A 24,989-nucleotide genomic window follows, 5' to 3' on the forward strand; every position below is an offset into this window, starting at 1 on the left:
GGGTGGCGGCCGCGCAAGCCCCCGCGCGTTCTTTTCAGCGAAGCGGGGGTATTTTTTCGCCGCGCGGCGCGCAATGCAGGCGTCACCGGCTGGCTGGTGGTGATGTCTACCTATGTGATTAGCGGGCTGTGCGCGGCCGTGGCGGGGCTGATTGTCACCGCCGATATTCGCGGCGCAGACGCCAATAACGCCGGATTATGGCTGGAGCTGGATGCGATTCTGGCCGTGGTGATCGGCGGCGCCTCGCTGATGGGCGGTCGCTTCAATCTGGTGCTGTCGCTGATCGGCGCGCTGATTATTCAGGCGATGAATACCGGTATTCTGCTCTCCGGCTTTCCGCCGGAGCTGAACCAGGTCGTGAAGGCGATCGTCGTGATGTGTGTGCTGTTGATCCAGTCGCCGCGCTTTCTGGCGTTAATAAAACGGAGAGGTTCCTCATGATTAAACGCCATCTTCCGCTGATGATTACGCTGCTGGTTTTTGTGGCGGGTTATCTGTTCTGCCTGAGTCAGTTTCCCGGCTTCGCGTCGACGCGCGTGATCTGCAATATTCTTACCGATAACGCCTTTCTGGGCATTATCGCGGTGGGTATGACCTTTGTGATCCTCTCCGGCGGCATTGATTTGTCGGTCGGCGCGGTGATTGCCTTTACCGGCGTGTTTCTGGCGCGCGCCATCGGCGATCTGCATCTTCATCCGCTGCTGGCCTTTGCCATTATTCTGCTGGCGGGGGCGCTGTTTGGCGCCATGATGGGCTGGCTGATTGACGCGCTGAAGATCCCGGCCTTTATTATTACGCTGGCCGGGATGTTTTTCCTGCGCGGCTGTAGCTATCTGGTGTCAGAAAACTCCATCCCGATCGATCATCCGCTGTATGCCACGCTCTCCAGCCTGGCGTGGAAGGTGCCGGGCGGCGGGCGGCTGAGTTTGCTGGCGCTGGTTATGCTGGTGGTGGTGGCAGGCGGGATTATCCTGGCGCACCGCACGCGGTTCGGTAATCAGGTCTATGCCATTGGCGGTAATGTCACGTCAGCGCAGTTAATGGGCGTTTCCACGCGGGCGACCACCATTCGCATCTATATGCTGTCAACCACGCTGGCGACGCTGGCCGGTATCGTTTTTTCCGTCTACACCTCGGCGGGCTATGCGCTGGCGGGACTGGGCGTCGAGCTGGATGCCATCGCGTCGGTGGTGATTGGCGGCACGCTACTCTCCGGCGGCGTCGGCACCGTGCTGGGAACGCTGTTCGGCGTCTTGATTCAGGGGCTGATTCAGACCTGGATTAATTTTGACGGCACCCTGAGTTCCTGGTGGACCAAGATTGCCATCGGGATTCTGCTGTTTGCCTTTATTGCCCTGCAACGTCTGCTGACGGTGATGTGGGATCGGCAGAAGAATGCGCCGGTGAAGCGCATCGCGACCTGACCAGCTGGATGCGAGTTAAGCCGCCTGCGGGCGGCTTTTTTGTTTTGTCGCTGTGAGAATGCGCAGTGCGGTGGCGGCGGGACATGCGGCGGGGCGGCGGGAACATGCGGTGTGGCGGCGGGAACGTGCAGCGCGAAAGGGGGTTCTGCCCGATCGCAAAGAATGCCCGCATCCATGCGGATCGGCCTCGCCATCCTGGCTCGGACGCTTTGCTCTTCGGGCAGAACCCCCTTCCACGGATGAGCATTTTTATGGCTGTTTTAAAACATCGCACAGATTTTCATAAAGGAGGGAGGACAGGCAGTAGAGTGAAGCGGCCGGGCCATGGACAAAATGCCGGGAGCGTTTTTGAACAACGCATAGCGTTGGCCCGCTTGCGGACGAGCCTCATGGATGGGGCGCATAAGGCGAGGCCGAGACTCCAGGGATGGATTTACGCCGGCTTCACGGAACTGCCCATCCTCCCGACCGAATAGCTCTGTCTCACTAAAAGAAAACGCCGACTTTAACAGTCGGCGTTGATGGCTATCAACCCGCATCCCGCGACCTAGCGTTTCGAACGGTAATAGACCTCATTCCAGCGCAGCGCGTCTTTAAACGCCGGAAGCCGCGTGTGCTCATCAATCACCAGCACTTCAATACCGTTCATCTCACCGTACAGATACATATCATCCAGCGTCAGCGCCTGGCTAAACACCGTATGGTGCGCGCCGCCTGCCAGAATCCAGGCTTCGGACGCCGTCGCCAGTGACGGCTGCGCGTGCCACAGCGCGCGCGCGACCGGCAGCTTCGGCAGCGGTTTCGGCTGCTCAATCGCATCCACCACGTTCACCAGCAGGCGGAAGCGATCGCCCATATCGATCACGCTGGCGTTGACCGCGCGTCCGGCCGGGGTAGAGAAAATCAGGCGCGCCGGGTCGGCCTTGCCGCCAATGCCGAGGAACTGCACGTCAATCAGCGGCTTCTCCTCTCTGGCGATGGAAGGACAGACCTCCAGCATATGCGACCCTAACACCAGATCGTTGCCCGGCGAGAAGTGGTAGGTGTAATCCTCCATAAAGGAGGTGCCGCCAGGGCGATCGCCCGCCATGATTTTGAAAATGCGCAGCAGCGCGGCGGTTTTCCAGTCGCCTTCGCCGGCGAAGCCGTAGCCCTGGCCCATCAGACGCTGAACCGCCAGGCCGGGAAGCTGCGTCATACCGTGTAGCGTCTGGAAGTTAGTGGTAAAGGCGTCGCAGCCTTCGCTGTCAAGGAAACGCTTAAGGCCTAACTCAATGCGCGCCGCATCCAGCACATTTTGGCGCTTTTCGCCGCCGCTCGCCGCCACGTCGCTGAAGCGATAGAGGCTCTCGTACTCGTCAACCAGCGCGTTGACATCGCCGTCGCTGACCTGATTGATCACCTCGACCAGATCGCCGACGCCCCAGCCGTTTACGGCATAGCCAAACTGAATCTGCGCCGCCACTTTATCGCCTTCGGTTACGGCGACTTCACGCATATTGTCGCCGAAGCGCGCCACTTTCAGCTGCCGGCTGGCGTGTCTGGCGAAGGCGGCGCGCATCCAGTTGCCGATACGCTGCTGGCTGGTCGCGTCCTGCCAGTGGCCGGTCACCACGCTGTGTTGCAAACCCATGCGCGCGCCGATAAAGCCAAACTCGCGGCCGCCGTGAGCGGTCTGGTTAAGGTTCATAAAGTCCATATCCATGCTGTCCCACGGGATCTCCGCATTGAACTGGGTATGGAACTGCAACAGCGGTTTGGTTAATACGCTCAGACCGCCGATCCACATTTTGGCGGGCGAGAAGGTGTGCAGCCAGGTAATGATGCCGACGCAGCTGTCGTCGTGGCTGGCGTCGCGGCACAGGGCCAGCGCCTCGTCTGGCGACTTCACCAGCGGCTTGATCACCAGCGTTAACGGCAGGGCCGACGAGGCGTTGAGTCCGTCCACCACCTGGCGGGCGTGCTGTTCAACCTGACGCAGAGTTTCCGCGCCGTAGAGATGCTGTGTGCCGATCACAAACCACACGCTGTGAGCGTTGTACTGATCCATAAACCTGCTCCTTAATAAGGGGTAACGGGGCGCGGCGCATACTGCGGTTCTGCCGCCGCGCACCAGAGTTGATAACGTTGATAGAGCTGCTGATAGCGCGCGACGCGCGCGGCATCAGGCTGTAGCGTGACGGCGATAGGGCTGGCCATGGCTTTTTGCGCCTCTGGCACCGAGTCATAGACCCCGGCGGCGACCGCGGCGAAGATAGCCGCGCCCAGCGCGCAGCATTCATCCGAGGCGACAATGTCCAGCGGACGGTTCATCACGTCGCAGCACGCCTGCATGATGGCGGGGGATTTGCGCGCAATACCGCCCAGCGTCAGGATGTTCTCCACCGGAATCTGCTGCTGTTCAAAACACTCCATAATGGCGCGCGCGCCGAAGGCGGTAGCGGCGATAAGACCGCCGAACAGCGCAGGGGCGTCGGTGCCGAGATTAAGATCGGTGATAACGCCTTTCAGGCGCTGGTTGGCGTCAGGCGTGCGGCGACCGTTGAACCAGTCGAGCACCACCGGCAGATGATCCAGCTGGGGATCGGCGGCCCAGGCTTCGGTCAGCTGGCGGATCAGATTGCGCTGTAGCTCAGCTAACTGCGGCTGAAGTTCCGGATGCTGCGCTGCCGCCTGTTGCAGCGGCCAGCCGAGCAGGCGGCTAAACCAGGCGTAAATATCGCCGAACGCCGACTGACCCGCTTCACAGCCAATCGCGCCCGGCATCACGCTGCCGTCCACCTGACCGCAGATACCTTTAATGGCGCGATCGCCGACCTGCTCAGCGTCCGCGATCAGAATGTCGCAGGTAGAGGTGCCGATCACCTTCACCAGCGTATAGGGCTGCGCGCCCGCGCCAACCGCGCCCATATGGCAGTCAAAGGCGCCGCCGGCGATGGTGATGTTCTGCGACAGGCCGAGGCGCTGCGCCCACTCGCTGCTCAGCGTGCCGACCGGCACGTCGGCGGTCCAGGTGTCGGTAAACAGCGGGGCGTCAAGCTGCTGCGTCAGCAGCGGATCGAGCGCGTTAAGGAAGTCGGGATCGGGCAGGCCCTGCCACTCAGGATGCCACAGCGCCTTATGCCCGGCGGCGCAGCGGCTGCGACGCAGGCTGGCGGGGGCGGTGGTTCCGCTCAGCAGCGCAGGCACCCAGTCGCACAGCTCAACCCAGGAGACGGCGGCCTCGCGAACCGCCGCATCGGCGCGGGAGACGTGCAGGATTTTCGCCCAGAACCATTCAGAGGAGTAAATGCCGCCAATGTAGCGGCTGTAGTCGGTAAAGCGCCCGCTGCGGCACAGCTGGTTGATGGATTCCGCTTCCTCAATGGCGGTGTGATCTTTCCACAGCACAAACATCGCATTGGGGTTGTCGGCAAAATCCGGACGCAGCGCCAGCACCTTGCCGTCGCGATCGATGGGGGCGGGCGTGGAGCCGGTGGTATCAACGCCAATCCCAGTGACACTGTCACGCTGGGTCGGGGTCAACGCATTGATGACGCTCAGCAGCGCCTGTTCCATCGCCTCAATATAGTCAAGCGGGTGGTGGCGAAAACGATTGGTATGGGGGTCGCTGTATAAGCCCTGCTGCCAGCGCGGATAGTTTACTACTGCGGTTTTCAGCTCGCTGCCGCTGTCGCAGTCTACCGCCAGCGCACGCACCGAATCACTGCCAAAGTCGAGGCCCAGAGTGATGGCTCCAGTACGCATCGGACATCTCCTGTTATCAATAATCGTCGCTTTATCCTGTGGCGGCGACGCAGGAAACGTTATTCACCGATCGCTGAGAATATGCACTTTTCTGCCGTGGACAGCGATTTTGTGATCCATGGCAAAAGTTAAGCGGCGGTTAAAATTGCTGAATATATGGAACAATCTGTCGTGATTTCAGGGTGTGATACCGCTCTACATTTTTCCTCTTCTTTCCCGCTACAACTAGCCCAGCGTTTGCACAGCCTTTGTTCACTCATCTTGCTAACGCGCTGATTTTCATCCGTACCCAAAAAACAAAATTGACTGGTAGCGTTTACACCGATTCGTTAACAGCAGGGAAAAACACCCTGGCTCCGGAGAGCATCATGCATAAATTCACTAAAGCGTTCGCGGCCATCGGCCTGGCAGCGGTTATGTCACATTCCGCTATCGCGGACACCATGAAGCTGGGATTTCTGGTCAAGCAGCCGGAAGAGCCCTGGTTCCAGACTGAATGGAAATTCGCCGATAAAGCCGGTAAGGAATTAGGCTTTGAAGTGATTAAAATTGCCGTTCCCGACGGTGAGAAAACCCTGAACGCCATCGACAGCCTGGCCGCCAGCGGCGCGAAAGGCTTTGTTATCTGCACCCCCGATCCCAAACTCGGTTCCGCTATCGTGGCCAAAGCGCGCGGTTACGATCTGAAAGTTATCGCCGTCGATGACCAGTTCGTTAACGCCAAAGGCAAGCCGATGGATAGCGTTCCGCTGGTGATGATGGCCGCGACCAAAATCGGCGAGCGTCAGGGGCAGGAGCTGTATAAAGAGATGCAGAAGCGCGGCTGGAACGTCAAAGAGACCGGCGTGATGGCGATTACCGCCAACGAGCTGGACACCGCCCGTCGCCGCACCGGCGGCTCTATGGAAGCCTTAAAAGCCGCAGGCTTCCCGGCGGCGCAAATCTATCAGGTTCCAACCAAGTCTAACGACATTCCCGGCGCGTTCGACGCAGGCAACTCGCTGCTGGTGCAGCATCCGGAAGTGAAACACTGGCTGATTGTCGGCATGAACGACAACACCGTGCTGGGCGGCGTACGCGCCACCGAAGGCCAGGGCTTCAAGGCCGCTGACGTTATCGGCATTGGCATCAACGGCGTTGACGCCGTAAGCGAGCTGTCAAAAGACAAAGCCACCGGCTTCTATGGCTCGCTGCTGCCCAGCCCGGATGTGCACGGCTACAAGAGCAGCCAGATGCTTTATGACTGGGTAAGCAAAGGCACAGAGCCGCCGAAATTTACCGAGGTAACTGATGTCGTGCTGATTACCCGCGATAACTTCAAAACCGAACTGGCGAAAAAAGGGTTGATGTAAACCCGCGTACCGTGCCGCTGCGTGAGCGGCGGCACCTTATCGGTCAACCCAGAGGAGTCACCATGAATAGCGAGCCAACCTTTCTGTCGTTTCATGGCATCAGTAAAACCTTTCCAGGCGTTAAGGCACTACAGGATATTTCATTTGCGTGTCGCGGCGGCGAAGTGCACGCCCTGATGGGCGAGAACGGCGCGGGTAAATCGACGCTGCTGAAGATCCTCAGCGGCAGCTATCAGCCCAGCGGCGGCGAAATCCGCATCAAGGGTCAGCCGGTCAGTTTCCAGAGCACCAGCGACGCGCTGGACGCCGGCGTCGCCATTATTTATCAGGAGCTGCATCTGGTGCCTGAGATGAGCGTGGCGGAGAACATCTATCTCGGCCAGATTCCTCACAAGCGGGGTCTGGTAAACCACAAGCTGCTGCGCTACGAGGCGGGCCTGCAGCTGAAAAATCTCGGCATGGACATCGATCCCGATATGCCGCTGAAGTACCTGTCGCTCGGCCAGTGGCAAATGGTGGAGATTGCCAAAGCGCTGGCGCGCAACGCCCGTATCATTGCCTTTGACGAGCCAACCAGTTCGCTGTCGGCGCGCGAGATCGACAATCTGTTCCGGGTAATTCGCCAGCTGCGCGCGGAAGGGCGCGTGGTGCTGTACGTGTCGCACCGCATGGAGGAGATCTTCGCCCTGAGCGACGCCATCACCGTGTTTAAAGACGGGCGCTTTGTGCGCACCTTTACCGATATGGCCAATACCCATCACGACGATCTGGTGCAGGCGATGGTGGGACGCAACCTCGGCGATATTTACGGCTATGCGCCGCGTCCTCATGGGCCGGTGCGCCTGGTGCTGGAGAAGGTTGAAGCGAAGGGCGTGCGTCACCCCATCTCGCTGGAGGTGCGCGCCGGTGAAATTGTCGGCCTGTTCGGGCTGGTCGGCGCCGGACGCAGCGAGCTGATGAAAGGCGTGTTCGGCGCGACCCGCCTGCGCGGCGGCCGCATTCTGCTTGATGGCGAGGTGCTGAAGCTACGCGAGCCGATCGATGCGATTCGCGCAGGCGTGATGCTCTGCCCGGAAGATCGCAAATCCGAAGGCATCATTCCGGTGCACTCGGTGCGCGACAACATCAATATCAGCGCCCGGCGTCACAATCTCACCGCAGGCTGTCTGATAAAGAATCACTGGGAAACGCAGAACGCGGACACCCATATCCGTTCGCTCAATATCAAAACGCCCCATGCGGAACAGCTGATCATGAACCTTTCGGGCGGCAACCAGCAAAAGGCGATTCTGGGCCGCTGGCTGTCGGAAGAGATGAAAGTGATCCTGCTGGATGAGCCAACGCGCGGTATCGATGTCGGCGCGAAACATGAAATCTATAACCTGATCTACCAGCTGGCGAGCAAGGGTATTGCGGTGCTGTTTGCCTCCAGCGATTTGCCAGAGGTGATGGGCCTTGCCGATCGCATCGTGGTGATGCGTGAAGGCGCTATCGCTGGCGAACTGCTGCATGACGAAGCCACGGAGCAGCAGACGCTGAGCCTGGCGATGCCCAAAACCACCCAAGCGGCCGCAGTGGCCTGACAGAGGAAAATATTATGTCTTCATCCACAACATCAGGTACGCCACCGGTTCAGCAGCGCAGCGGCCTGCGCTTTGGGCGTATCTGGGATAACTTCGGCATGCTGGTGGTGTTCGCGCTGCTGTTTATCGCCTGCGCCGTTTTCGTGCCTAACTTTGGCTCCTTTATCAATATGAAAGGGCTGGGGCTGGCGATGTCGATGTCCGGTATGGTGGCGTGCGGCATGCTGTTTTGCCTTGCCTCCGGCGACTTTGACCTGTCGATAGCCTCGGTAATCGCCTGCGCGGGGGTCGTTACCGCCGTGGTTATCAATATGACGGAAAGTCTGTGGATTGGCGTGTTTGCCGGTCTGCTGATAGGGGTCGCGACGGGCTTTGTGAACGGCTTCGTCATTGCGCGCCTGAAAATTAACGCCCTGATCACCACGCTGGCGACCATGCAGATTGTGCGCGGTCTGGCCTATATCTTCTCAGACGGTAAGGCGGTGGGCATTGAAGACGAGCGCTTCTTTACCCTCGGCTTCGCTAACTGGCTCGGCGTGCCTGCGCCGATCTGGCTGACCATCGCCACTATGCTGATTTTCGGCTTCCTGCTGAACAAGACCACCTTTGGTCGAAACACGCTGGCTATTGGCGGTAATGAGGAGGCGGCGCGACTGGCGGGCGTACCGGTGGTTCGCACCCGCATTATTATCTTTATTCTCTCCGGGCTGGTTTCGGCTGCGGCGGGCATCATCCTTGCCTCGCGCATGACCAGCGGTCAGCCGATGACTTCGCTGGGCTATGAGCTGGTGGTGATCTCCGCCTGCGTGCTGGGCGGCGTGTCGCTGAAGGGCGGGATTGGCAAGATCTCCTACGTCGTCGCGGGCGTATTGATCCTGGGAACCGTTGAAAATGCCATGAATTTATTGAATATCTCGCCATTCTCACAGTACGTGGTGCGTGGTCTGATACTGTTAGCGGCGGTGATTTTCGACCGCTATAAACAAAAGCATAAAGCCTGACGGCGACAAGACGCGGCGCATGGCGCCGCGTACCCATTCATCCTGACTGCGTGAGGACGTTATGTACCACCGTGAATCCACAGCGGCGCAGCAAAATCCTCTGTTGCCCGGTTATCCCTTTAACGCCTGGCTGGTCGCCGGGCTGACGCCGATTTCCGCCGACGGCCCGCTCGATTTTTTCATTGACCGCCCCCAGGGGATGAAGGGCTTTATCCTTAATCTCACCATCAAAGGGAAAGGGCGGGTATTTGACGGCGAAAAGGGGTTTGACTGTCTGCCGGGCGATATGCTGCTGTTCCAGCCCAAAACCGCACACTACTATGGCCGCGCCCCGGACAGCCCGGAATGGCATCACCGCTGGGTTTACTTTCGACCGCGCGCCTACTGGAACGACTGGCTACAGTGGCAGGACGCCCGTGAAGGCGTCGGGCGGCTACGTCTCAACGACACGCTGCGCGCCGAGTTTGACCGACTGTTCGCCAGTATTGAGCAAACCCACAACTCCGGCCGCCGCTTTGCGGAAGAACTGGCGATGAATCTGCTGGAGCGTCTGCTGCTGCGCGCCGTGGAGGAAGATCCCCGTAGCCATCAGCAGGTCCGCGATCCGCGCATTATTGAAGCCTGCCAGTATGTGACCAACCATTTAGCCAGCGAAGTCAAAATCGAAGAGGTGGCGCGCCATGTCTGCTTATCGCCGTCGCGGCTGGCGCATCTGTTTCGCGAACAGATGGGCGTTAATCTGCTGCGCTGGCGCGAAGACCAGCGCATTATCCGCGCCAGACTGCTGCTGCAAACCACGCAGGAGCCTATCGCCAGCGTAGGACGCGAGGTGGGCTACGACGATCAGCTCTATTTCTCGCGCGTGTTTCGTAAACGGGTCGGCATCAGCCCCAGCGACTTTCGCCGTCGCAATCAGGATGCGCAGGATACAATGCTCGCCGAACCGGGCTGGCCTATGGCGCAGCGTGCTATTTCCTGATTTTCGGGGGAATCCTGCTTGTTCAGACCGGCGCTATAGTCTTAAATCTGTCGGGTAGATGAATAAGAGGAGTAAGAATGAGCGACAAACTTCGTGTTGGATTAATGGGGTATGGCTTCGCCAGTAAGACGTTTCACGCGCCGCTGATTGCCGGTACGCCAGACGTCGAACTGGCCGCTGTCTCCAGTAGTGACGCAGCGAAAGTGCACGCCGACTGGCCGCAGGTAGCGGTAGTGGCCGATCCTCAGGCGCTATTAGACGATCCCTCTCTGCAACTGATTGTTATCCCGACGCCCAACGACACCCACTTTCCGCTGGCGAAAGCCGCGCTCAACGCCGGTAAGCATGTGGTAGTGGATAAGCCCTTTACCGTGACGTTGTCACAGGCTCGCGAGCTGGATGCGCTGGCGAAAGCCAAAGGTCTGCTGCTTTCCGTGTTTCACAACCGCCGCTGGGACAGCGATTTTCTCACGCTGAAGCAGCTGCTGAACGACGGCACGCTGGGCGAAGTGCGCTATTTCGAATCGCACTTCGACCGTTTCCGCCCTGAAGTTCGTCAGCGCTGGCGCGAAATGAAAGGTCCGGGCAGCGGCATCTGGTACGATCTGGGACCCCATCTGCTCGATCAGGCGCTTCAGCTCTTTGGCGCGCCCGTGGCCATCAATGTCGATATGGCCGAGATGCGTCCCGGCGCGCAGACCACGGACTACTTCCACGCCACGCTGACCTATCCGCAGCGCCGCATCGTTTTACATGCCAGCATGCTGGTCGCCGCCGAGTCGCCGCGTTATGTGGTACACGGCACGCGCGGCAGCTACGTGAAGTATGGTCTGGATCCGCAGGAAGACCGACTGAAGGCAGGCGATTTCCCGCCGAATGAAGAGTGGGGCTACGACATGCGCGACGGCGTGCTCACGCTGGCGGAAGGCGACGGCGTTAAAGAAGAGACGCTGATGACCCAGCCGGGCAACTATCCCGCCTATTATGCGGCCGTGCGCGATGCCATTAGCGGTCGCGGCAACAATCCGGTCACGGCGCAAGAGGCGATTCAGGTGATGGAACTGATTGAACTGGGCCTGCAATCAGCGGACAAGCGCCAGACGCTGTCGCTGAAATAACGCAAAAGGTCGGCTGCGCAGGCCGACCTTTTGGTGAGAAAGCCGCTGATGCGGCTTTATTTACGCCTGAACGCGGTTGCGGATCGCGGTTCTCTCCGCATCGCTCAGGAAGGCGATAGCCAGACCGTTCTCCTGCGCCTGACGAATCTGCGCGGCGCTCAGCCCGGCGGCTGGCGCGGCGTGCTGGTATTCGTGCGCCAGCTCGATGCCCTGAACCGCCGGATCGTCCGTGTTGATGGTTGCCAGAATGCCATGCTCCAGAAACTGCTTCAGCGGATGGTGCGCCAGCGACGACACGGTGCTGGTCTGAATATTGGAGGTCAGACAGGATTCAATGCCGATGCGGTGCTCGGCAAGGAAATCCATCAGCGCGCGGTCTTCAATCGCTTTGACGCCGTGGCCGATACGCTCAGCGCCCAGCTCGCGGATCGCCTGCCAGATACTCTCCGGGCCAGCCGCTTCACCGGCATGCACGGTAACGCGGAAACCGGCATCGCGCGCCTGGTTAAAGTGGCTGAGGAACTCGCTGCCGGGGAAGCCCAGCTCATCGCCCGCCAGGTCAACCGCCGTGATGTGATCGCGGTGCGCCAGCAGGCCTTCCAGTTCGCGCAGGCAGGCCTCTTCACCAAAGGTGCGGCTCATAATGCCAATCAGGCGCACATCAATATTATATTTCTGGCAGCCGACCTTAATACCGTCGATAACGGCTTCAACCACGCCCGCGATCGGCAGATGGTGGGTCATGGCCATATAGCCCGGCGAAAAGCGCAGCTCGGCATAGTGAATGCCGGCGCGAGCCGCATCTTCCACATTCTCCAGCGCGACGCGGCGGCAGGCGTCAAGATCGCCCAGCACTTTAACGCCCCAGTCCAGCTTGTTCAGAAAGCTCACCAGGTCGGGCTGATTCTCAACCACCTGAACGTGGGGACGCAGCGCATCCAGCGTTGACGCGGGCAGGGCAAGATTAAACTGGCGGCCTAAGTCCAGAATGGTTTGCGCGCGGATGTTGCCGTCAAGGTGGCGGTGAATATCGGTAACGGGAAGGCTGGGATCAAACATGCTGCACTCTCTGACAGGGATAAAAGTGCAGAACATTATAGAAACATCTTGCGCAACATAGCGAGAAGTTTGCGCAACCCGCGCTGCATCTGACGGGATATTAAGCGAAAGGGCAGCCGCAGCTGCCTGTTTTATCCGCTGAGAGCATGGCGCGCCGCACGGAGACAGCTCAGACCGTCGTCCAGCTTGCTGCGCGGTCAGCCCAGGTTCAGGCGCAGAAAGCCCCGGCTCGATTCGTCACAGGTTGAATCGGGCATCATCGCGACTTTCTGCTGCTGAATAAGCTGTTTTTGCAGCGCGTCTTCATCTATACCCAGCTATACCCAGCGGGTTAAGGCCGACCCACGCCAGATAAGTGGACTGCGGCGGCTGACAGTTAAGAACTGGGAAGGCGTGGTTTGGCCGTTGGCCAACCTGCTGGTGGCTGGCGCGCAGACAGACGCGCAGCGCGGCCAGCCTGGATGCGCCGCCACCGCGAAGATAGCCGGTGAGGAGAGACCGTCAGCGGCCTTATCTGCGTCAGGCATGCCTGTCGATCGGCAGGATCGCTGACGATCATTCTGCTGGAAGAGTTGCTGGGGGGCGTAAAAGAGGCCGCGTAAGACGCCTGGCTAACCCGCCCTGGCGACGGCGACCAGTTCGGCAGCGGCTTGGTTGAGCCCAATCCCAACTCAAAAATTCCGGCGCTGAGCGACCATCAGTGACGCCGCTGCGCGTGTTTGAGTCAGGCAATATTCTGCTCTACCAAAACGTGGTGCGCTGGGCGCAGTAAATCGCAGAACGGCCGACGGTGATCCGCGGCCGCAAGGTAAATTAACGCTGTTTAATCCCTAAGGGGATAATACTTCACTAGAAAATTAGAGCAGCAATGTGCCGTTAGTGCCGTAATTTTGGCGGAAATCACTCCAGAATGCGCTAACGGTGTCTTTACCCCAAAGCGCTCCCATTGTAGTGCCAATTACCGGACCGAGAATAACGCCCAGAATAACGCCTATGCCCTGAGCGATAGGCCCCAGGAAGGCACTACGGCTGGCGCTACCGCCAACCACGACGCATGTCATCGTGCCATCAAGCAGCCCCCAAACCGCGCCTTCAAACGCATCAGCCAGACTGCTGACCATGTCTGCACCGCCGCTTACGGTTTCCATTTCAATTAAAGTCAATTCACGCATAATTAAACTCCTTTTATTTAAAATATCACTATTACAACTTACTACCACTTCATAAAAAATAATGAAGAAAATATGGCATGACGCCTGGTTAGCTGAAATATTGTTTTCTGGTATCAGCCATATATGCGGCGACGGCCTCTCTGCCTGTCATTGCGCCCATTATGGCGCCAGTGATTGGATCAATGATCCCACCCAAAATAACCCCAGCCTGGAACAGAATGCCTGATATCGCGCTGCGGCTTTAACATTCACCAACAGTTATCCCTGTTATCAACCCATCCAGCGCGCCTCAGACGATAGCTTCGAAAAGGTGTTAACCTCATCAGAAGTTGCAGCATCGCCACCGCTTACAACACTGATTTCGCACTTCCTTAACGTTCTCACTATTCACCTTTTAAAAGATGTAATTTTATTGTCACTTTATTTAAACAGGGATAACTCTTAACGGGATGATAAGATACTGTAACGCCCTGCTTAAAAAAATCGTAATAACATCCATTTTTGGAAAAAGGCGTGGTCAATTATCTCTCTGGGGCAAGAGAGTCAGATATTAAAAGGAAATATTTCATGATTAAAAATTAATATTTAAATCCTCAAATGGCTATTTTTATCAGGAAATAAATCCCACACTATTACACGCAGCTTTATTTAAATATTAACTCAAAATGCATTTTATTGGTGCGGAGCGGGGAGGGGATATTTATTAATTATCAGCGGAAATGCTTCGCAATCCGCAAAAAAATAAAATCGTTCAGGCGGCCTGGCACCGCCGTTTATTCAGATCAATTCAACGCTATGCGCGCCATGCTATCCGGTCTCTGCAGATGCCCGTCAGCGCCAGCGTGTTAAAGCTTTTCGAGGCCGAGGTGAAAAGCGCGTAATTAGTTTCGACAGCTTCACTCCAGGGCAAATGCACAACAGAAGGCTCCAGAACCCTGTCCCTGTGGCTCTCATTGCTGATGCCCTTAACCTTAGGGCGTTTGCACAATAAGCCGGCTGCTCCAGCCTCGCGCGGGTCCAGGCTTTGCCGGAGGGATTGTGCGGGCGGCACAGTAGCATCAACTTACAGGCCGGGCGGGCAAGCTGCTGCTCTCGCGCCTGCCTGTCGCAACGCCTGGCGCTGGCGCTGAGCTGTAGCGGCTGAGCCAGCACGCGACCTTGATTGCGGGGCAGCAGGGCGTAAAAGCGTCACAGGCAGGGGAGATCAGCACTTCATCGCCGGGCGCGGCCCAGCGGCGCAGCATCTGCGCCACCATATAGATCGCCAGGGAACCTGTACCGGCGACTGCGGGCCCGGCGTGCTGTTAAATCGCGTCTGCATCCAGTGGCCGATCATTGACAGAAAGTCGCTATGCGGCCAGCGTCTGTAGCCGAACACGCTGTGATCGAGCCGCTGTTGCCGCGCCGCGCGGATGGCGGCCGCGAGCGAAATCCATATCTGAAATGGTAAAGGGCAGCAGGTCGGCTTCTGCAAAGCGATCCACGACAAAATCATACTGCGTGCAGTAGCTGCCGCGCTGGTCAATAACGCCGTCAACATCAGATAAGCGCGCTCAATGTTACACTGTCACATTTATCAGCGTCGCTGGCTCTTCTTTTGCTGAAGGAACCTGCGGAACCAGGACTCCTTAAGCGTGACCGGGCTGAGAGGAATCACGCCAATCGCGCCATTAGCCTTCAGCGCGGCGTGTTCACTTTGCTCATATCGACACTGCGCAGGCAAAGGCGGCCACCCCTGTATTGCCGCGCGTCATGCCAGAGAGGAATCGCAAGGCGAACATTACCGGCAGGAAATGAAAGGCGAAAGCGCCCGTCGCCGCCATTCAGGTCAACAGGAATTGCTGCGGGGGATGGTCCAGCAGCGGAGTCAGCGTTAACACGTCGCGGCGGCTCAGCGAGCTGCCGATACCCGGCATAAGGCCGCAAAACGAAAGCAGGGCAACCGGCAACACAAAGGGCTTGCCAGGACTCTGAAAAACTCCCAGAGCGACAGGCGAGGCTGTGAAGGGGATAAATTTTCCCCTTGAAAAGAAGGCAGCGGTAAAACAGATAAAATAATGATAAAACGTTTTACCTGATTACGTTGGGCGATTCCTCACAATGTCTTCGCACGCCAGACGCGAGAGTGGCTACAGGTATAACGTTTTACCTGTATGATAAACAAAGCGACCTTTTGAACCGGATGTAATGTATGACGCAGCAAAAAATCACTATTAACGACGTCGCCGACGCTGCCGGCGTGTCAGTCACCACCGTGTCGCTGGTGCTCTCAGGCAAAGGGCGTATCTCGTCAGCGACTGCCGATCGGGTGAACCAGGCGATTGAACAGCTGGGCTATGTACGCAACCGGTCTGCCTCAGCCCTGCGCGGGGGCAACAGCGGCGTGATCGGTTTGATCGTGCGCGATCTGAGCCAGCGGTTTTACGCTGAAATGACCGCCGGGCTGAGCGAGGCGCTGGAAGCGCAGGGCAAGATGGTGTTTCTTACGCAAAGCGGCCAGCAGGGGCAGCATCTGATGCGCTGCTTTGACTCGCTGGTAACGCAGGGCGTGGATGGCATTGTGCTGGGCGGCGATGCGGGAAGCGCAACGGCGCTGGCGAGGCGAGCCTCAGAGCTGGGGCTGCCGCTGATCTGCGCGTCGCGCGCCAGCTACCTTGAAGGCGCGGACAGTTTTCGGCCGGATAATGCGCTGGGCGCGCGTATGGCGACAGAGTCGCTGATTCGTCAGGGGCATCAGCATATTGCCTGGCTGGGCGGCAGCGGCGCGTCGCTGACGCGTGCCGAACGCATCGGCGGCTACTGCGCCACGCTGATGCAGCATGGATTGCCCTTTAAGCCGGAGTGGATTATTGAGAGCGACGGCAGCCAGAATGCGGCGGCCAGCGCAACCATGCGCCTGCTTCAGCGCTATCCTCGCCTGACGGCGATTATCGCCAGCGATGCGACGACCGCGCTGGGAAGCTACTTCGCCCTGCTGCGCAGCGGCCGCACGCTGGGTAAAGGCGCGGTTGACAGCGATGACGCTCAGCAAATGGCGCTGGTAGGATTTAGCGATGAGTTACAGATGACTCTGAGCGATTCGCCGCTGACTTTTATCTGTAGCCCGGCGCGGGAAATCGGTCGCGCCGCGGCAGCGCGCATGCTGCTACGCCTGAAGACGCCGAAAGCGCCCAGCCAGCATATCATTATGCCGCCGCAGCTTATCGCCAGCAGCGGGACGCCGTGACGATGTTTTGAACCGCCTCGCTCTCTGACCGACGGCGGCTGGAACGCGACAGTTGGCTTGTTCCCGGTATCGCGGCGGCTAAGCAGCGCAGGGCGACGATCGGTGAGCGGATTGCGGGCTGGACGTATCGCGCGAAGGAGACGCGCTGCGCACCTGGCGGCAGAGGCTGACGGCGGGTCGGCAGGCAGCAGGCTGAACGCATCACGCGAATGAAACGGGTTGCGGGCCTGTCGGCAAGAAGTCGATGGGGTGATGATGGCTGGTCACGCCAGGTGACCAGCCTCAGGGTTGCGGGTTCAGAGCCGTCGCTTACTGCGGCATTCCCTCGCTGGTGGGCAGGCCGAGCATATAACGCGACATAAACTGCTCCAGCGCCATGGTGTCGCCGTTCATGTTTACCTGACCGCCGCTGTATTGCAGGCTGGTGATAATGTTTTTGTCCTGCTGCTGGGTCAGACGGAACATCTGTCCCATTGCCGCCAGGCCTTTCACCTGCTGATCCGCCAGTTTTTCCGCGTCATCGCTGGTATAGCCTTCGGCCAGACCCACGTTGCGCATCACCTCGGTCGCCATTGGCATATTAATCACCAGCTTCGCTGACAGCGATTTCAGCACGCGATCGACCATGCCCGCCAGATTTTGCGGCTGCCCGGTAACGGTGGCCGGATCGTTAAAGTTGGCGGTAAGGTTGAAGGTGCTTTCACCCTTGTCGTTTTTCCAGCTCAGCGGCGCGATGCTTACCATCGGCGAACCTTTGAGCAGCGTCGGCAGGTTGTTCATCAGAATGGCATTGACCCCTGCCTGATAGCGAATCGGATCGTTTGCCAGACCCTGCTGGTTCAGCAAATCCTGCATCTGAGCATTGTAGTTGTCTGAGAAGGTTTTCACCGCCTGGGCATCAAACTGGGCCAGCTTCATGCTCAGCTTCGCTTCGCCGAAGTCGTGACCTTGCAGGTTGACGTTATCGACATGGTAATCAATATTGCCGCTGATCTTGCCCGACTTATTATCAAACGACGAGGTGCCGTTAAGCTTTTGCAGCGTCAGCGCATCTTTGCCGTTAAGGCTGGCATTGAGTTTCTCCAGTTCGACTTTTTGATCGCCGATGCGAACGCCTTCCGGCGTCAGATGGGTATTTCCGCTCAGCTTCACGCCATTGGCGGTGAACAGCACCGGCACGCCCATCTCGTTCTTCGTGGTGATGGCCACGCTGTCGATGTCGCTGTCTACCGATACCTTATCGCCTTTGCTGTCGGCGCTAATGTTCAGCGTCCCGCCGTTGGTGGCAAGACGCTGGCCGCTTTGCGCATTCAGGTAATTAACCGGCAAAAAGTGCAGGGCGGTGTCGGTCGCGCCGCTGTAGCCAATGCGGGTGTCTGCATTCAGCGGGGACTGATTGTCGGTCAGAGCGAAAAGGGTCTTCAGCGCGTCGGTATTTTCCAGTTCGGTATGCACCGACGCCATGCTGGGTATCAGGTTAGCGCGGCGCAGCTGGGCAAAGGGAAAGGGACCGTGATCGATGGTTTCATTCAGGATGATGCTCTGGCCCGGTTTCAGAAAGGCGTTATCTTCGGTCTGCGAGCTGGCCTGCACTACCAGTTTCGCTTTACTGCTGAAGATGCCGCGCTGATAGTCCTGATAGCTGACTTTCAGTCGGCTGTCAGGCGCGTAAGCGTTGATCTGGGTATTGGCGTTCTGCACCAGTTCATCCATATGGCTTTCCAGCTGTTTACCGGTAAACCATGCCGCGCCGGTCCAGATTACGCCCAGGGCGATAATCACACCTACGGCAACGTTGGTCTTTTTCATTGCTGAGTCGTCCTTATCCTTGTGTCCGTTTACGCCGCTGTCCGACGCCCGGCGAGTGAAGAAAAACGCCCGCAGGCGTTTTTTGCTAATAGATTGAAATGATAGCAGTTAGGGCCAGATTCGTCAGCCGAATCAGCGCAACGCATTGTAAACGCGCGCCAGACGACCGCTACCCGTGGCTTTCAGCGTACCGTCGCTGGCAGGCACAAAGCAGGATTCGCCTGGTTTGAGCGTCAGCTGCTGCTGGTCCAGCGTCAGCCTGGCTTCGCCCTCTACGCAAAACAGGATCGCCGCGCTCTCCTGCGCCAGAGGCTGAGGTTCGTTGTCCAGATGATGAATAGCGAAAGCGAAATCGTCTACCGGGATCGGAAAGACCTGCGCGCGCGCCTGCTGTTGCGGCTGGGTAAGCAGCTGCGATGCCGGTTTTGACACAAACTTCACGTTGGCCAGCAGTTCGGGAATATCAATGTACTTCGGCGTCAGTCCGGCGCGCAGCACGTTGTCTGAATTGGCCATCACCTCCAGCGCCACGCCCTTCAGATAGGCGTGCGGCGTTTCCGCATAGAGGAACATCGCTTCGCCCGGCTGTAGCGTGATGACGTTCAGCAGCAGAGGTGAAAACAGGCCGCTGTCGTCGGGATAAACCTGCGCGATGGCCTTAATGGTTTCCCAGGGCTGGCCTTCGCGCGCGTTAACTGCGGCTTGCAGAATATCCAGCGCCAGCGATTTCTCCTCGCCCTGAAGCGACAGCAGGCTGGCAAAGAGTTTCGCCAGATTATCGCTGTCGGGGCGCTGTAAGAAATGCGCGATCTGCGGATGCGCGCCGGCGACCGGCTGCAACAGCGAGACGATGTCAGATAATTCGCGGAAGCCGTTCATCGCCTGAAAAGGGGTGAGCGCATAGACCAGCTCCGGCTTATGGTTGGCGTCTTTGTAGTTGCGCTCCGCCGCATTTAACGGAATCCCTGCGGCATTTTCCCGCGAGAAACCCTCTTCAGCGGCGTTTTTGCTGGGATGCACCTGAATCGACAGCGGCTGCTCGGCACACAGCACCTTAAACAGAAAAGGCAATTCGCCGAAGCGTTTGGCGACGGCATAACCCAGCATCGCCTCCGGCGCGCCATCAATGACCTCACGCAGTGACCGGCGTTCACCCCTGAACGCGATCTGCGATGGACTTTTTGGATGCGCGCCCATCCACAGCTCCGCCATCGGCGTACCGGAAGGATTGGCGACGCCGTAAAGTTCGGTTAAGGCGTTTCTGCTGCCCCATGCGTAATTCTGTATCGAATTGACCAACTTTTGCATGATTAACCCTTAAATCACGGGAAGTTATTACGCCTATTAAAACAGAAATTTGGGTAAATAATACATATCAAGTGCAAACAAGGCGTCTGGCTCGCATAATGTTAAATTCTTGTATATGAGAATTTTGCGTGTCCGGCGTCAACCCACGCCGGACCAACCATCACCACAACCTGTGCTAAAGGAGACGTAGACATGGCAGCCAGTCGCATCGAAAAAGATTCCATGGGGCCGATCGATGTACCCGCAGACAAGTTATGGGGCGCGCAAACGCAGCGCTCGCTGGAACACTTCCGTATCTCGACAGAAAAAATGCCCACCGAACTGGTGTATGCGCTCGCGCAGACCAAGCGCGCCGCCGCCTCTGTTAACCGCGATCTTGGCCTGCTGCCCGCCGAGCGCGCAGAGGCGATTATCAAAGCCGCCGATGAGGTGCTGGCGGATCAGCACAGCGGCGAGTTTCCGCTGGCGATCTGGCAGACCGGCTCCGGCACCCAGACCAATATGAACATGAATGAGGTGCTGGCGAATCGCGCCAGTGAAATTCTGGGCGGCGAGCGCGGCATGTCTCGCCTGGTGCATCCCAACGACGACGTTAACAAAAGTCAAAGCTCCAATGACGTCTTTCCGACGGCGATGCATGTGGCGGCGGTTATCGCACTGCGTGAGAAGCTGATACCGCAGATTGAGGTGCTGAAGCAGACGCTCAGCGAGAAGTCCAGCGCCTTTAAAGACATCGTTAAAATCGGCCGTACTCACCTACAGGACGCGACGCCGCTAACGTTAGGCCAGGAAATTTCCGGCTGGGTCGCGATGCTGGAGCACAACCTCAAACATATTGAACAGAGCATTCCTCACGTCGCCGAGCTGGCGCTGGGCGGCACCGCGGTAGGCACGGGTCTCAACACCCATCCTGAATATGCGGTGCGCGTGGCGCAGGCGCTGGCTGACCTGACAGGGCAGCCGTTCGTGACCGCGCCGAACAAATTCGAAGCGCTGGCGACGACGGATGCGCTGGTGCACGCCCACGGCGCGCTGAAAGGGCTGGCCGCCTCGCTGATGAAAATCGCCAACGACGTGCGCTGGCTGGCGTCAGGGCCGCGCTGCGGCATCGGCGAGCTGTCTATTCCAGAGAACGAGCCAGGCAGTTCTATTATGCCGGGCAAGGTCAATCCGACCCAGTGCGAAGCGCTGACCATGCTCTGCTGTCAGGTGATGGGAAACGACGTGGCGATCAATATCGGCGGGGCGTCGGGTAACTTTGAGCTGAACGTGTTCCGCCCGATGGTGATCCACAACTTCCTGCAGTCGGTGCGCCTGCTGGCGGACGGTATCGACAGCTTTAACCACCACTGCGCCATCGGCATTGAGCCGAACCGCGACCGTATCAGCCAGCTGCTTAACGAATCACTGATGCTGGTCACGGCGCTCAATACCCACATCGGCTATGACAAAGCGGCGGAAATCGCCAAAAAAGCCCATAAAGAGGGACTGACGCTGAAAGACTCGGCGCTGAAGCTCGGCTATCTGACCGCAGAAGAGTTTGATGCCTGGGTGCGTCCTGAAGAGATGGTCGGCAGCATGAAGGCGTAAGCGAAGCTTTCGCCAGACCAGATAAGGCCAGCGCTGCTGGCCTTAATTATTTTAAATCGGACAGTCAACCCACAGATGCAGCCGTGGGATCAGCAGATTAAGCGGCTCAGCCGCTGGCTTATAGCGATGCTGAATCTTGTCGGCGTTATAGTTCAGCAGCTCGCCCAGCACAGGCACCTGCGTCCGGTCGCGGCACAGCACGATAACCGGCGACGGGCAGGCAAGCTGCGTCTGTTTTTTCTCATCGGCGCGCCAGACGCGCGCGATCGGCTGCACTTTTACGGGACGTTTAATCTTCAGCCGCGCGCTGGCGGGCAGGGCGCGGACGCTTTCCAGCTCCTCCTGCACTTTCTCCGCCCACTGTTCGCGCGTCCAGGGGGCCTGCGCGCGGTTTGCGCTCAGGCTTTTTTCCAGCTGAGCGATAATCTCTTCGCGCTTCACATTTTTAATCACATGCTTGTTGGCCCAGCCGAAGCGCAGACTGTCCGGCGCCTGGAGCAGGGTAATGGTGCGATAGGCATTGAGCGTAATCAGCCCGCGCAGGTGCTGGTGGACGAACTCAAAGCGCGCCTCGCTCGGCAGCCCTGACTCCACGGTGATAATTTGCTCCAGCCGCGCCTTGTATTGATTGACCAGGGTAATCTGGTCAGTCAGGGCAGTTTCCTGCTCGCCGCTGGCTTCGATGCAGATTGCGCCGGGCAGGCGCACGGCGGCTTTGGTGCTCAGCTTTTCTGACTGGTGTTGCATGAACAGCCGGCAGAAGTGGGCCAGCGCCATATCGCGCGCGGCTTCGCCCAGGTGCTGCTCAACGGCGATTTCGGTAACGGCATCGTGTTCATGACCTTTTTCAACTGGCGGCAGCGAGAATACGCGCGCGATCAGCAGCGGCTGCGCCAGGATCATTTCGCGCATCTCGCCCAGCGCGCGTTCAAGACTGTTGGCGCAGTCGTGAAGGTCAGAAATCAAATCATAACGCATAGCGGCCTCCATAGTTACAACATACCTAATGTGGCAGAGTGGCGCGGCTGCCGCAAGCTTCCTCATTAGTTACAACATACCTAAAGAGAATCCTGATAAAACCGTGCGACCGGCCAGCGTAACAGCAAAAAAGCAGGGGCTACCTGGACTGCTGTGTATTTCCGCTGCACCGCGTGAATCACACTGAGCGTTTCGGTTTTTCCCTTATTGCATAACATGTTATAAAACACGCTATCGGTATAAAACGGTGATAAATGTGGATCAACAGACGAAACCAGGCGTAGTCGCCGTAGTGGTGCTGGGGCTGGTGCAAATACTCTCCTGGGGCGGATCCTTCTATCTGATGGCCGTTATGGCGAACCCGATTAGCGCGGAAACCGGCTGGTCGCAGCAGTGGATTTATGCCGCGCTCTCTGTCGGTATCCTGGTTTCAGGATTGCTGGCTCCGCTCAGCGGACGCATCATCGCGCGCACCGGCGGCAGAGTGCTGCTGGCATGGAGCGGGGCGGTGATGGCGGCTGGACTGGTTATCATGGGTCTCAGCCACTCGCTGCCGCTCTTTCTTGCCGCGTGGGTGATTATCGGGGTTGGCATGGCGATGGGTCTGTATGACGCGCTTTTCGCGACGCTCGGCACGCGCTACGGCGGGCAGGCTCGCAGCGCCATTACCGGCATTACGCTTATCTCCGGCTTTTGCACCACGCTGGTATGGCCCGGCACCGCGTTACTGATCCATCTGCTTGAATGGCGCGGCGCCTGCTTCGCGATTGCGGCTATGCTGACGCTGCTGGTGCTGCCTGCTTATTACTATGCGCTGCCCGGCGCGGCTTTAACCCCTCGGCCAGCCGCCGCGTCTGCCAGCGCGCAGCAAAGCGATCTCGCGCCGTCGCGCTTTTGGCTGCTGTGCGCCATTTTTACGCTGGCGTCGGTTATCATGACGGCCATCTCGGTACAGCTGATTACCTTGCTTCAGGCCAGCGGCTATACGCTCGCCTCTGCGCTGGCGATCAGCGCCATTATGGGACCTTGCCAGGTCGGCTCGCGCCTGGTCGACGTGGCGTTTAAGCGCGGTCATCCCATCTGGACGGCTTTCTTTTCCGTCGGGCTGGTCGCGATCGGGCTGCTGCTTCTGGCGCTCTTTCCTCAGTTTGCGCTGCTGAGCATGGTGCTGTACGGCGCGGGAAATGGGTTACGAGCCATTGTGCGGGGAACTTTACCGCTGGCTATGGTCAAACCAGAAGCCTATGCCGTTGTGGTTGGCCGGATGGCCCGGCCGGCGCTTATCGGACAGGCGCTGACGCCGCTGGCTGGCGGCTATGTATTCGCAACGCTGGGTCCGGCAGCCACGCTGTGGCTACTCTGCGCGCTGGCGCTGCTTAACGTGGCGCTGGTGATTTTGCTGAAGCGGCAACTGTCGGCAACACCCGCGTAAGCCCAGCCTGGGCAGGGGTTGACGGGGCTGAACAGCTTGTGCTGTTAACGCTCAGGTTTTAATGAATACGTGCCGTGGCGTGACAGCCTCGCTTCTAAAAAGTAACAGTGTTTGTTATATTTATTGCTCACTGATTGTTCACTTACGCGGCAATAAAACAATAAGATGCACCGCAACTCAGGATAATGAAATGCTTGATTACCGCTTCCCGACAGCTTTGCAGATGGTTCTTAGCGTAGCGATGGCGGAGCAAATGGGTAAACGCTCGACCAGCGCCATTCTGGCCTACGGTCTTGAAGCGAATCCCAGTTTCATCCGCAAGCTGATGGTTCCTCTGACCCGCGACGGCATTATCGTTTCGACGCTGGGCCGCACTGGTTCAATTCACCTCGGTCGTCCGGCCAGCGAGATCACGCTGCGCGATATTTATACTTCCGTGATTGAAGATAAAAAGCTCTGGGCATCGCGCCCGGACGTTGCGCCGCGCTGTCTGGTGAGCGCCAACCTCTGCTGGTACTTTAAATCCATTGCCGATGAAGCCGAGCAGGCTTCGCTGGAAGTGCTGGAAAAACGCACCGTTGCTGATGCCCTCGAAGAGCTGAAGAAGGGCAACGAAACCGAATGTGCGCCAGTGCTGGAGCCTGAAGCGATTGAAGACCTGTGTAAAAAAAGCCGCTGATGCGGCTTTGTCATTTCCTCTGCTGACGCCCCGCTTAGCGAGAGGCGCGGCTATGATTTAGGGCGCGTCAGGAATACCAGCATTCCGATGATAATATCGCCTACCACCCACAGGATACCCAGCATCATCGCCCCCATGCCTGCACCCAGCGCAGCCCCAGCGCGCTCTGCATCAGAGGCGGCATTATTGATAACCTCTCCGCTCGCCCCCATTCCTGTGAAAACAGAATAGAGCATAAAAATATTAAAGATAATAAATACTGCCTTCACTATTTTGCCAAACAGGCTTCGCTTCGGCTTTCTCACCTGGTGTGCGCACGACGGACATTTAAAGGCGGAATCGCTGATTTGCGCGTTGCATTCGGGGCAGTTAATTAATGCCATTTCTCTCTCCTTAGATAAAAAAAATCTTCCACAATTATAATATTTTACCTAAATATCAATCGCATAAAATAAAGGCGATTTCAATAGTTCCTTTTGCTATAGCACGCCAGGCGGCGAATAGCGGGCGTTATACCCTAAGCGAAGTTTTT

At 58.1% G+C, this 24,989-nt stretch carries 19 protein-coding genes and 2 pseudogenes; 12 read left to right on the forward strand and 9 right to left on the reverse strand.

Annotated elements, in window-relative coordinates; all coding sequences use genetic code 11:
* Positions 1-441: ABC transporter permease (locus BBB56_RS19230; protein ID WP_369409919.1), on the forward strand; the 441-nt coding region annotated here is incomplete at its 5' end.
* A complete protein-coding gene (gene yjfF, locus BBB56_RS19235; RefSeq protein WP_123802539.1) occupies positions 438-1,424 on the forward strand; it encodes a galactofuranose ABC transporter, permease protein YjfF in 987 nt (328 codons plus the stop codon). The genes BBB56_RS19230 and yjfF, both read left to right, overlap by 4 nt.
* 547 nt (positions 1,425-1,971) lie before the next feature.
* Here yjfF and araA read toward each other — a convergent pair.
* Together araA and BBB56_RS19245 are read right to left on the reverse strand one after the other, a co-directional pair.
* A complete protein-coding gene (gene araA, locus BBB56_RS19240) occupies positions 1,972-3,474 on the reverse strand; it encodes an L-arabinose isomerase (RefSeq protein ID WP_123802540.1) in 1,503 nt (500 codons plus the stop codon).
* Between the two features lie 11 nt (positions 3,475-3,485).
* On the reverse strand, positions 3,486-5,171 hold the full coding sequence (locus BBB56_RS19245) for a ribulokinase (protein ID WP_123802541.1): 1,686 nt from the start codon (positions 5,169-5,171) through the stop codon (positions 3,486-3,488).
* A gap of 368 nt (positions 5,172-5,539) precedes the next feature.
* Here BBB56_RS19245 and BBB56_RS19250 point away from each other — a divergent pair, with 368 nt between their 5' ends.
* From BBB56_RS19250 to BBB56_RS19270, 5 genes are all read left to right on the forward strand, one after another.
* On the forward strand, positions 5,540-6,523 hold the full coding sequence (locus BBB56_RS19250) for an arabinose ABC transporter substrate-binding protein (RefSeq protein WP_123802542.1): 984 nt from the start codon (positions 5,540-5,542) through the stop codon (positions 6,521-6,523).
* Between the two features lie 62 nt (positions 6,524-6,585).
* A complete protein-coding gene (gene araG / locus BBB56_RS19255) occupies positions 6,586-8,106 on the forward strand; it encodes an L-arabinose ABC transporter ATP-binding protein AraG (RefSeq protein WP_123802543.1) in 1,521 nt (506 codons plus the stop codon).
* Between the two features lie 14 nt (positions 8,107-8,120).
* The gene (gene araH / locus BBB56_RS19260) at positions 8,121-9,107 is read left to right on the forward strand and encodes an L-arabinose ABC transporter permease AraH (RefSeq protein WP_123802544.1); all 987 of its coding nucleotides are present in this window, start codon (positions 8,121-8,123) and stop codon (positions 9,105-9,107) included.
* A 61-nt stretch (positions 9,108-9,168) separates the two neighbouring features.
* The gene (araC, locus tag BBB56_RS19265) at positions 9,169-10,086 is read left to right on the forward strand and encodes an arabinose operon transcriptional regulator AraC (protein WP_123802545.1); all 918 of its coding nucleotides are present in this window, start codon (positions 9,169-9,171) and stop codon (positions 10,084-10,086) included.
* 77 nt (positions 10,087-10,163) lie between these two features.
* The gene (locus tag BBB56_RS19270) at positions 10,164-11,204 is read left to right on the forward strand and encodes an oxidoreductase (RefSeq protein ID WP_123802546.1); all 1,041 of its coding nucleotides are present in this window, start codon (positions 10,164-10,166) and stop codon (positions 11,202-11,204) included.
* A 60-nt stretch (positions 11,205-11,264) separates the two neighbouring features.
* Here BBB56_RS19270 and add read toward each other — a convergent pair whose 3' ends face one another.
* Complete coding sequence (add, locus tag BBB56_RS19275) at positions 11,265-12,263, reverse strand: adenosine deaminase (RefSeq protein WP_123802547.1); 999 nt, start codon at positions 12,261-12,263, stop codon at positions 11,265-11,267.
* Positions 12,264-12,820: 557 nt separating this feature from the next.
* Here add and BBB56_RS23820 point away from each other — a divergent pair.
* Positions 12,821-13,008, forward strand: a pseudogene (locus BBB56_RS23820) (glutathione-dependent disulfide-bond oxidoreductase); the annotation flags it as partial.
* 112 nt (positions 13,009-13,120) lie between these two features.
* On the opposite strand, the gene BBB56_RS19290 reads toward BBB56_RS23820, so the two are convergent.
* Positions 13,121-13,435 carry a DUF5862 family protein gene (locus BBB56_RS19290; protein WP_123802548.1) on the reverse strand — a complete coding sequence of 105 codons (315 nt, stop codon included), beginning with the start codon at positions 13,433-13,435 and terminating at the stop codon, positions 13,121-13,123.
* Positions 13,436-15,153: 1,718 nt separating this feature from the next.
* A pseudogene (locus tag BBB56_RS23825) lies at positions 15,154-15,473 on the reverse strand (PTS sugar transporter subunit IIBC); the annotation flags it as partial.
* A 153-nt stretch (positions 15,474-15,626) separates the two neighbouring features.
* Here BBB56_RS23825 and malI point away from each other — a divergent pair.
* A complete protein-coding gene (gene malI / locus BBB56_RS19305) occupies positions 15,627-16,661 on the forward strand; it encodes a Mal regulon transcriptional regulator MalI (RefSeq protein WP_123802549.1) in 1,035 nt (344 codons plus the stop codon).
* Positions 16,662-16,970: 309 nt separating this feature from the next.
* Here malI and BBB56_RS19310 read toward each other — a convergent pair whose 3' ends face one another.
* Both BBB56_RS19310 and manA read right to left on the reverse strand, forming a co-directional pair.
* On the reverse strand, positions 16,971-18,470 hold the full coding sequence (locus tag BBB56_RS19310; RefSeq protein WP_123802550.1) for a YdgA family protein: 1,500 nt from the start codon (positions 18,468-18,470) through the stop codon (positions 16,971-16,973).
* A 132-nt stretch (positions 18,471-18,602) separates the two neighbouring features.
* Positions 18,603-19,778 carry a mannose-6-phosphate isomerase gene (gene manA / locus BBB56_RS19315; protein ID WP_123802551.1) on the reverse strand — a complete coding sequence of 392 codons (1,176 nt, stop codon included), beginning with the start codon at positions 19,776-19,778 and terminating at the stop codon, positions 18,603-18,605.
* 192 nt (positions 19,779-19,970) lie between these two features.
* On the opposite strand from manA, the gene fumC reads away from it, so the two are divergent.
* Positions 19,971-21,368, forward strand: a complete 1,398-nt coding sequence (fumC, locus tag BBB56_RS19320) for a class II fumarate hydratase (protein WP_123802552.1) — start codon at positions 19,971-19,973, stop codon at positions 21,366-21,368.
* Between the two features lie 51 nt (positions 21,369-21,419).
* Here fumC and tus read toward each other — a convergent pair whose 3' ends face one another.
* Positions 21,420-22,346 (reverse strand): DNA replication terminus site-binding protein, encoded by a 927-nt coding sequence (gene tus, locus BBB56_RS19325; RefSeq protein WP_233593068.1) that lies wholly within the window; start codon positions 22,344-22,346, stop codon positions 21,420-21,422.
* 256 nt (positions 22,347-22,602) lie between these two features.
* Between tus and BBB56_RS19330 the strand changes: the two genes are divergently transcribed.
* Positions 22,603-23,778 carry an MFS transporter gene (locus tag BBB56_RS19330; protein WP_123802554.1) on the forward strand — a complete coding sequence of 392 codons (1,176 nt, stop codon included), beginning with the start codon at positions 22,603-22,605 and terminating at the stop codon, positions 23,776-23,778.
* Between the two features lie 190 nt (positions 23,779-23,968).
* Entirely contained in the window at positions 23,969-24,457 is a 489-nt protein-coding gene (locus tag BBB56_RS19335; RefSeq protein WP_123802555.1) for an RrF2 family transcriptional regulator, read from the forward strand.
* 50 nt (positions 24,458-24,507) lie between these two features.
* On the opposite strand, the gene BBB56_RS19340 is transcribed toward BBB56_RS19335, so the two are convergent.
* Positions 24,508-24,840, reverse strand: a complete 333-nt coding sequence (locus BBB56_RS19340; protein ID WP_123802556.1) for a TFIIB-type zinc ribbon-containing protein — start codon at positions 24,838-24,840, stop codon at positions 24,508-24,510.
* Positions 24,841-24,989 lie beyond the last annotated feature (149 nt).

The organism is Candidatus Pantoea deserta (genome assembly GCF_003813865.1).
Classification (GTDB): Bacteria; Pseudomonadota; Gammaproteobacteria; order Enterobacterales; family Enterobacteriaceae; genus Pantoea; species Pantoea deserta.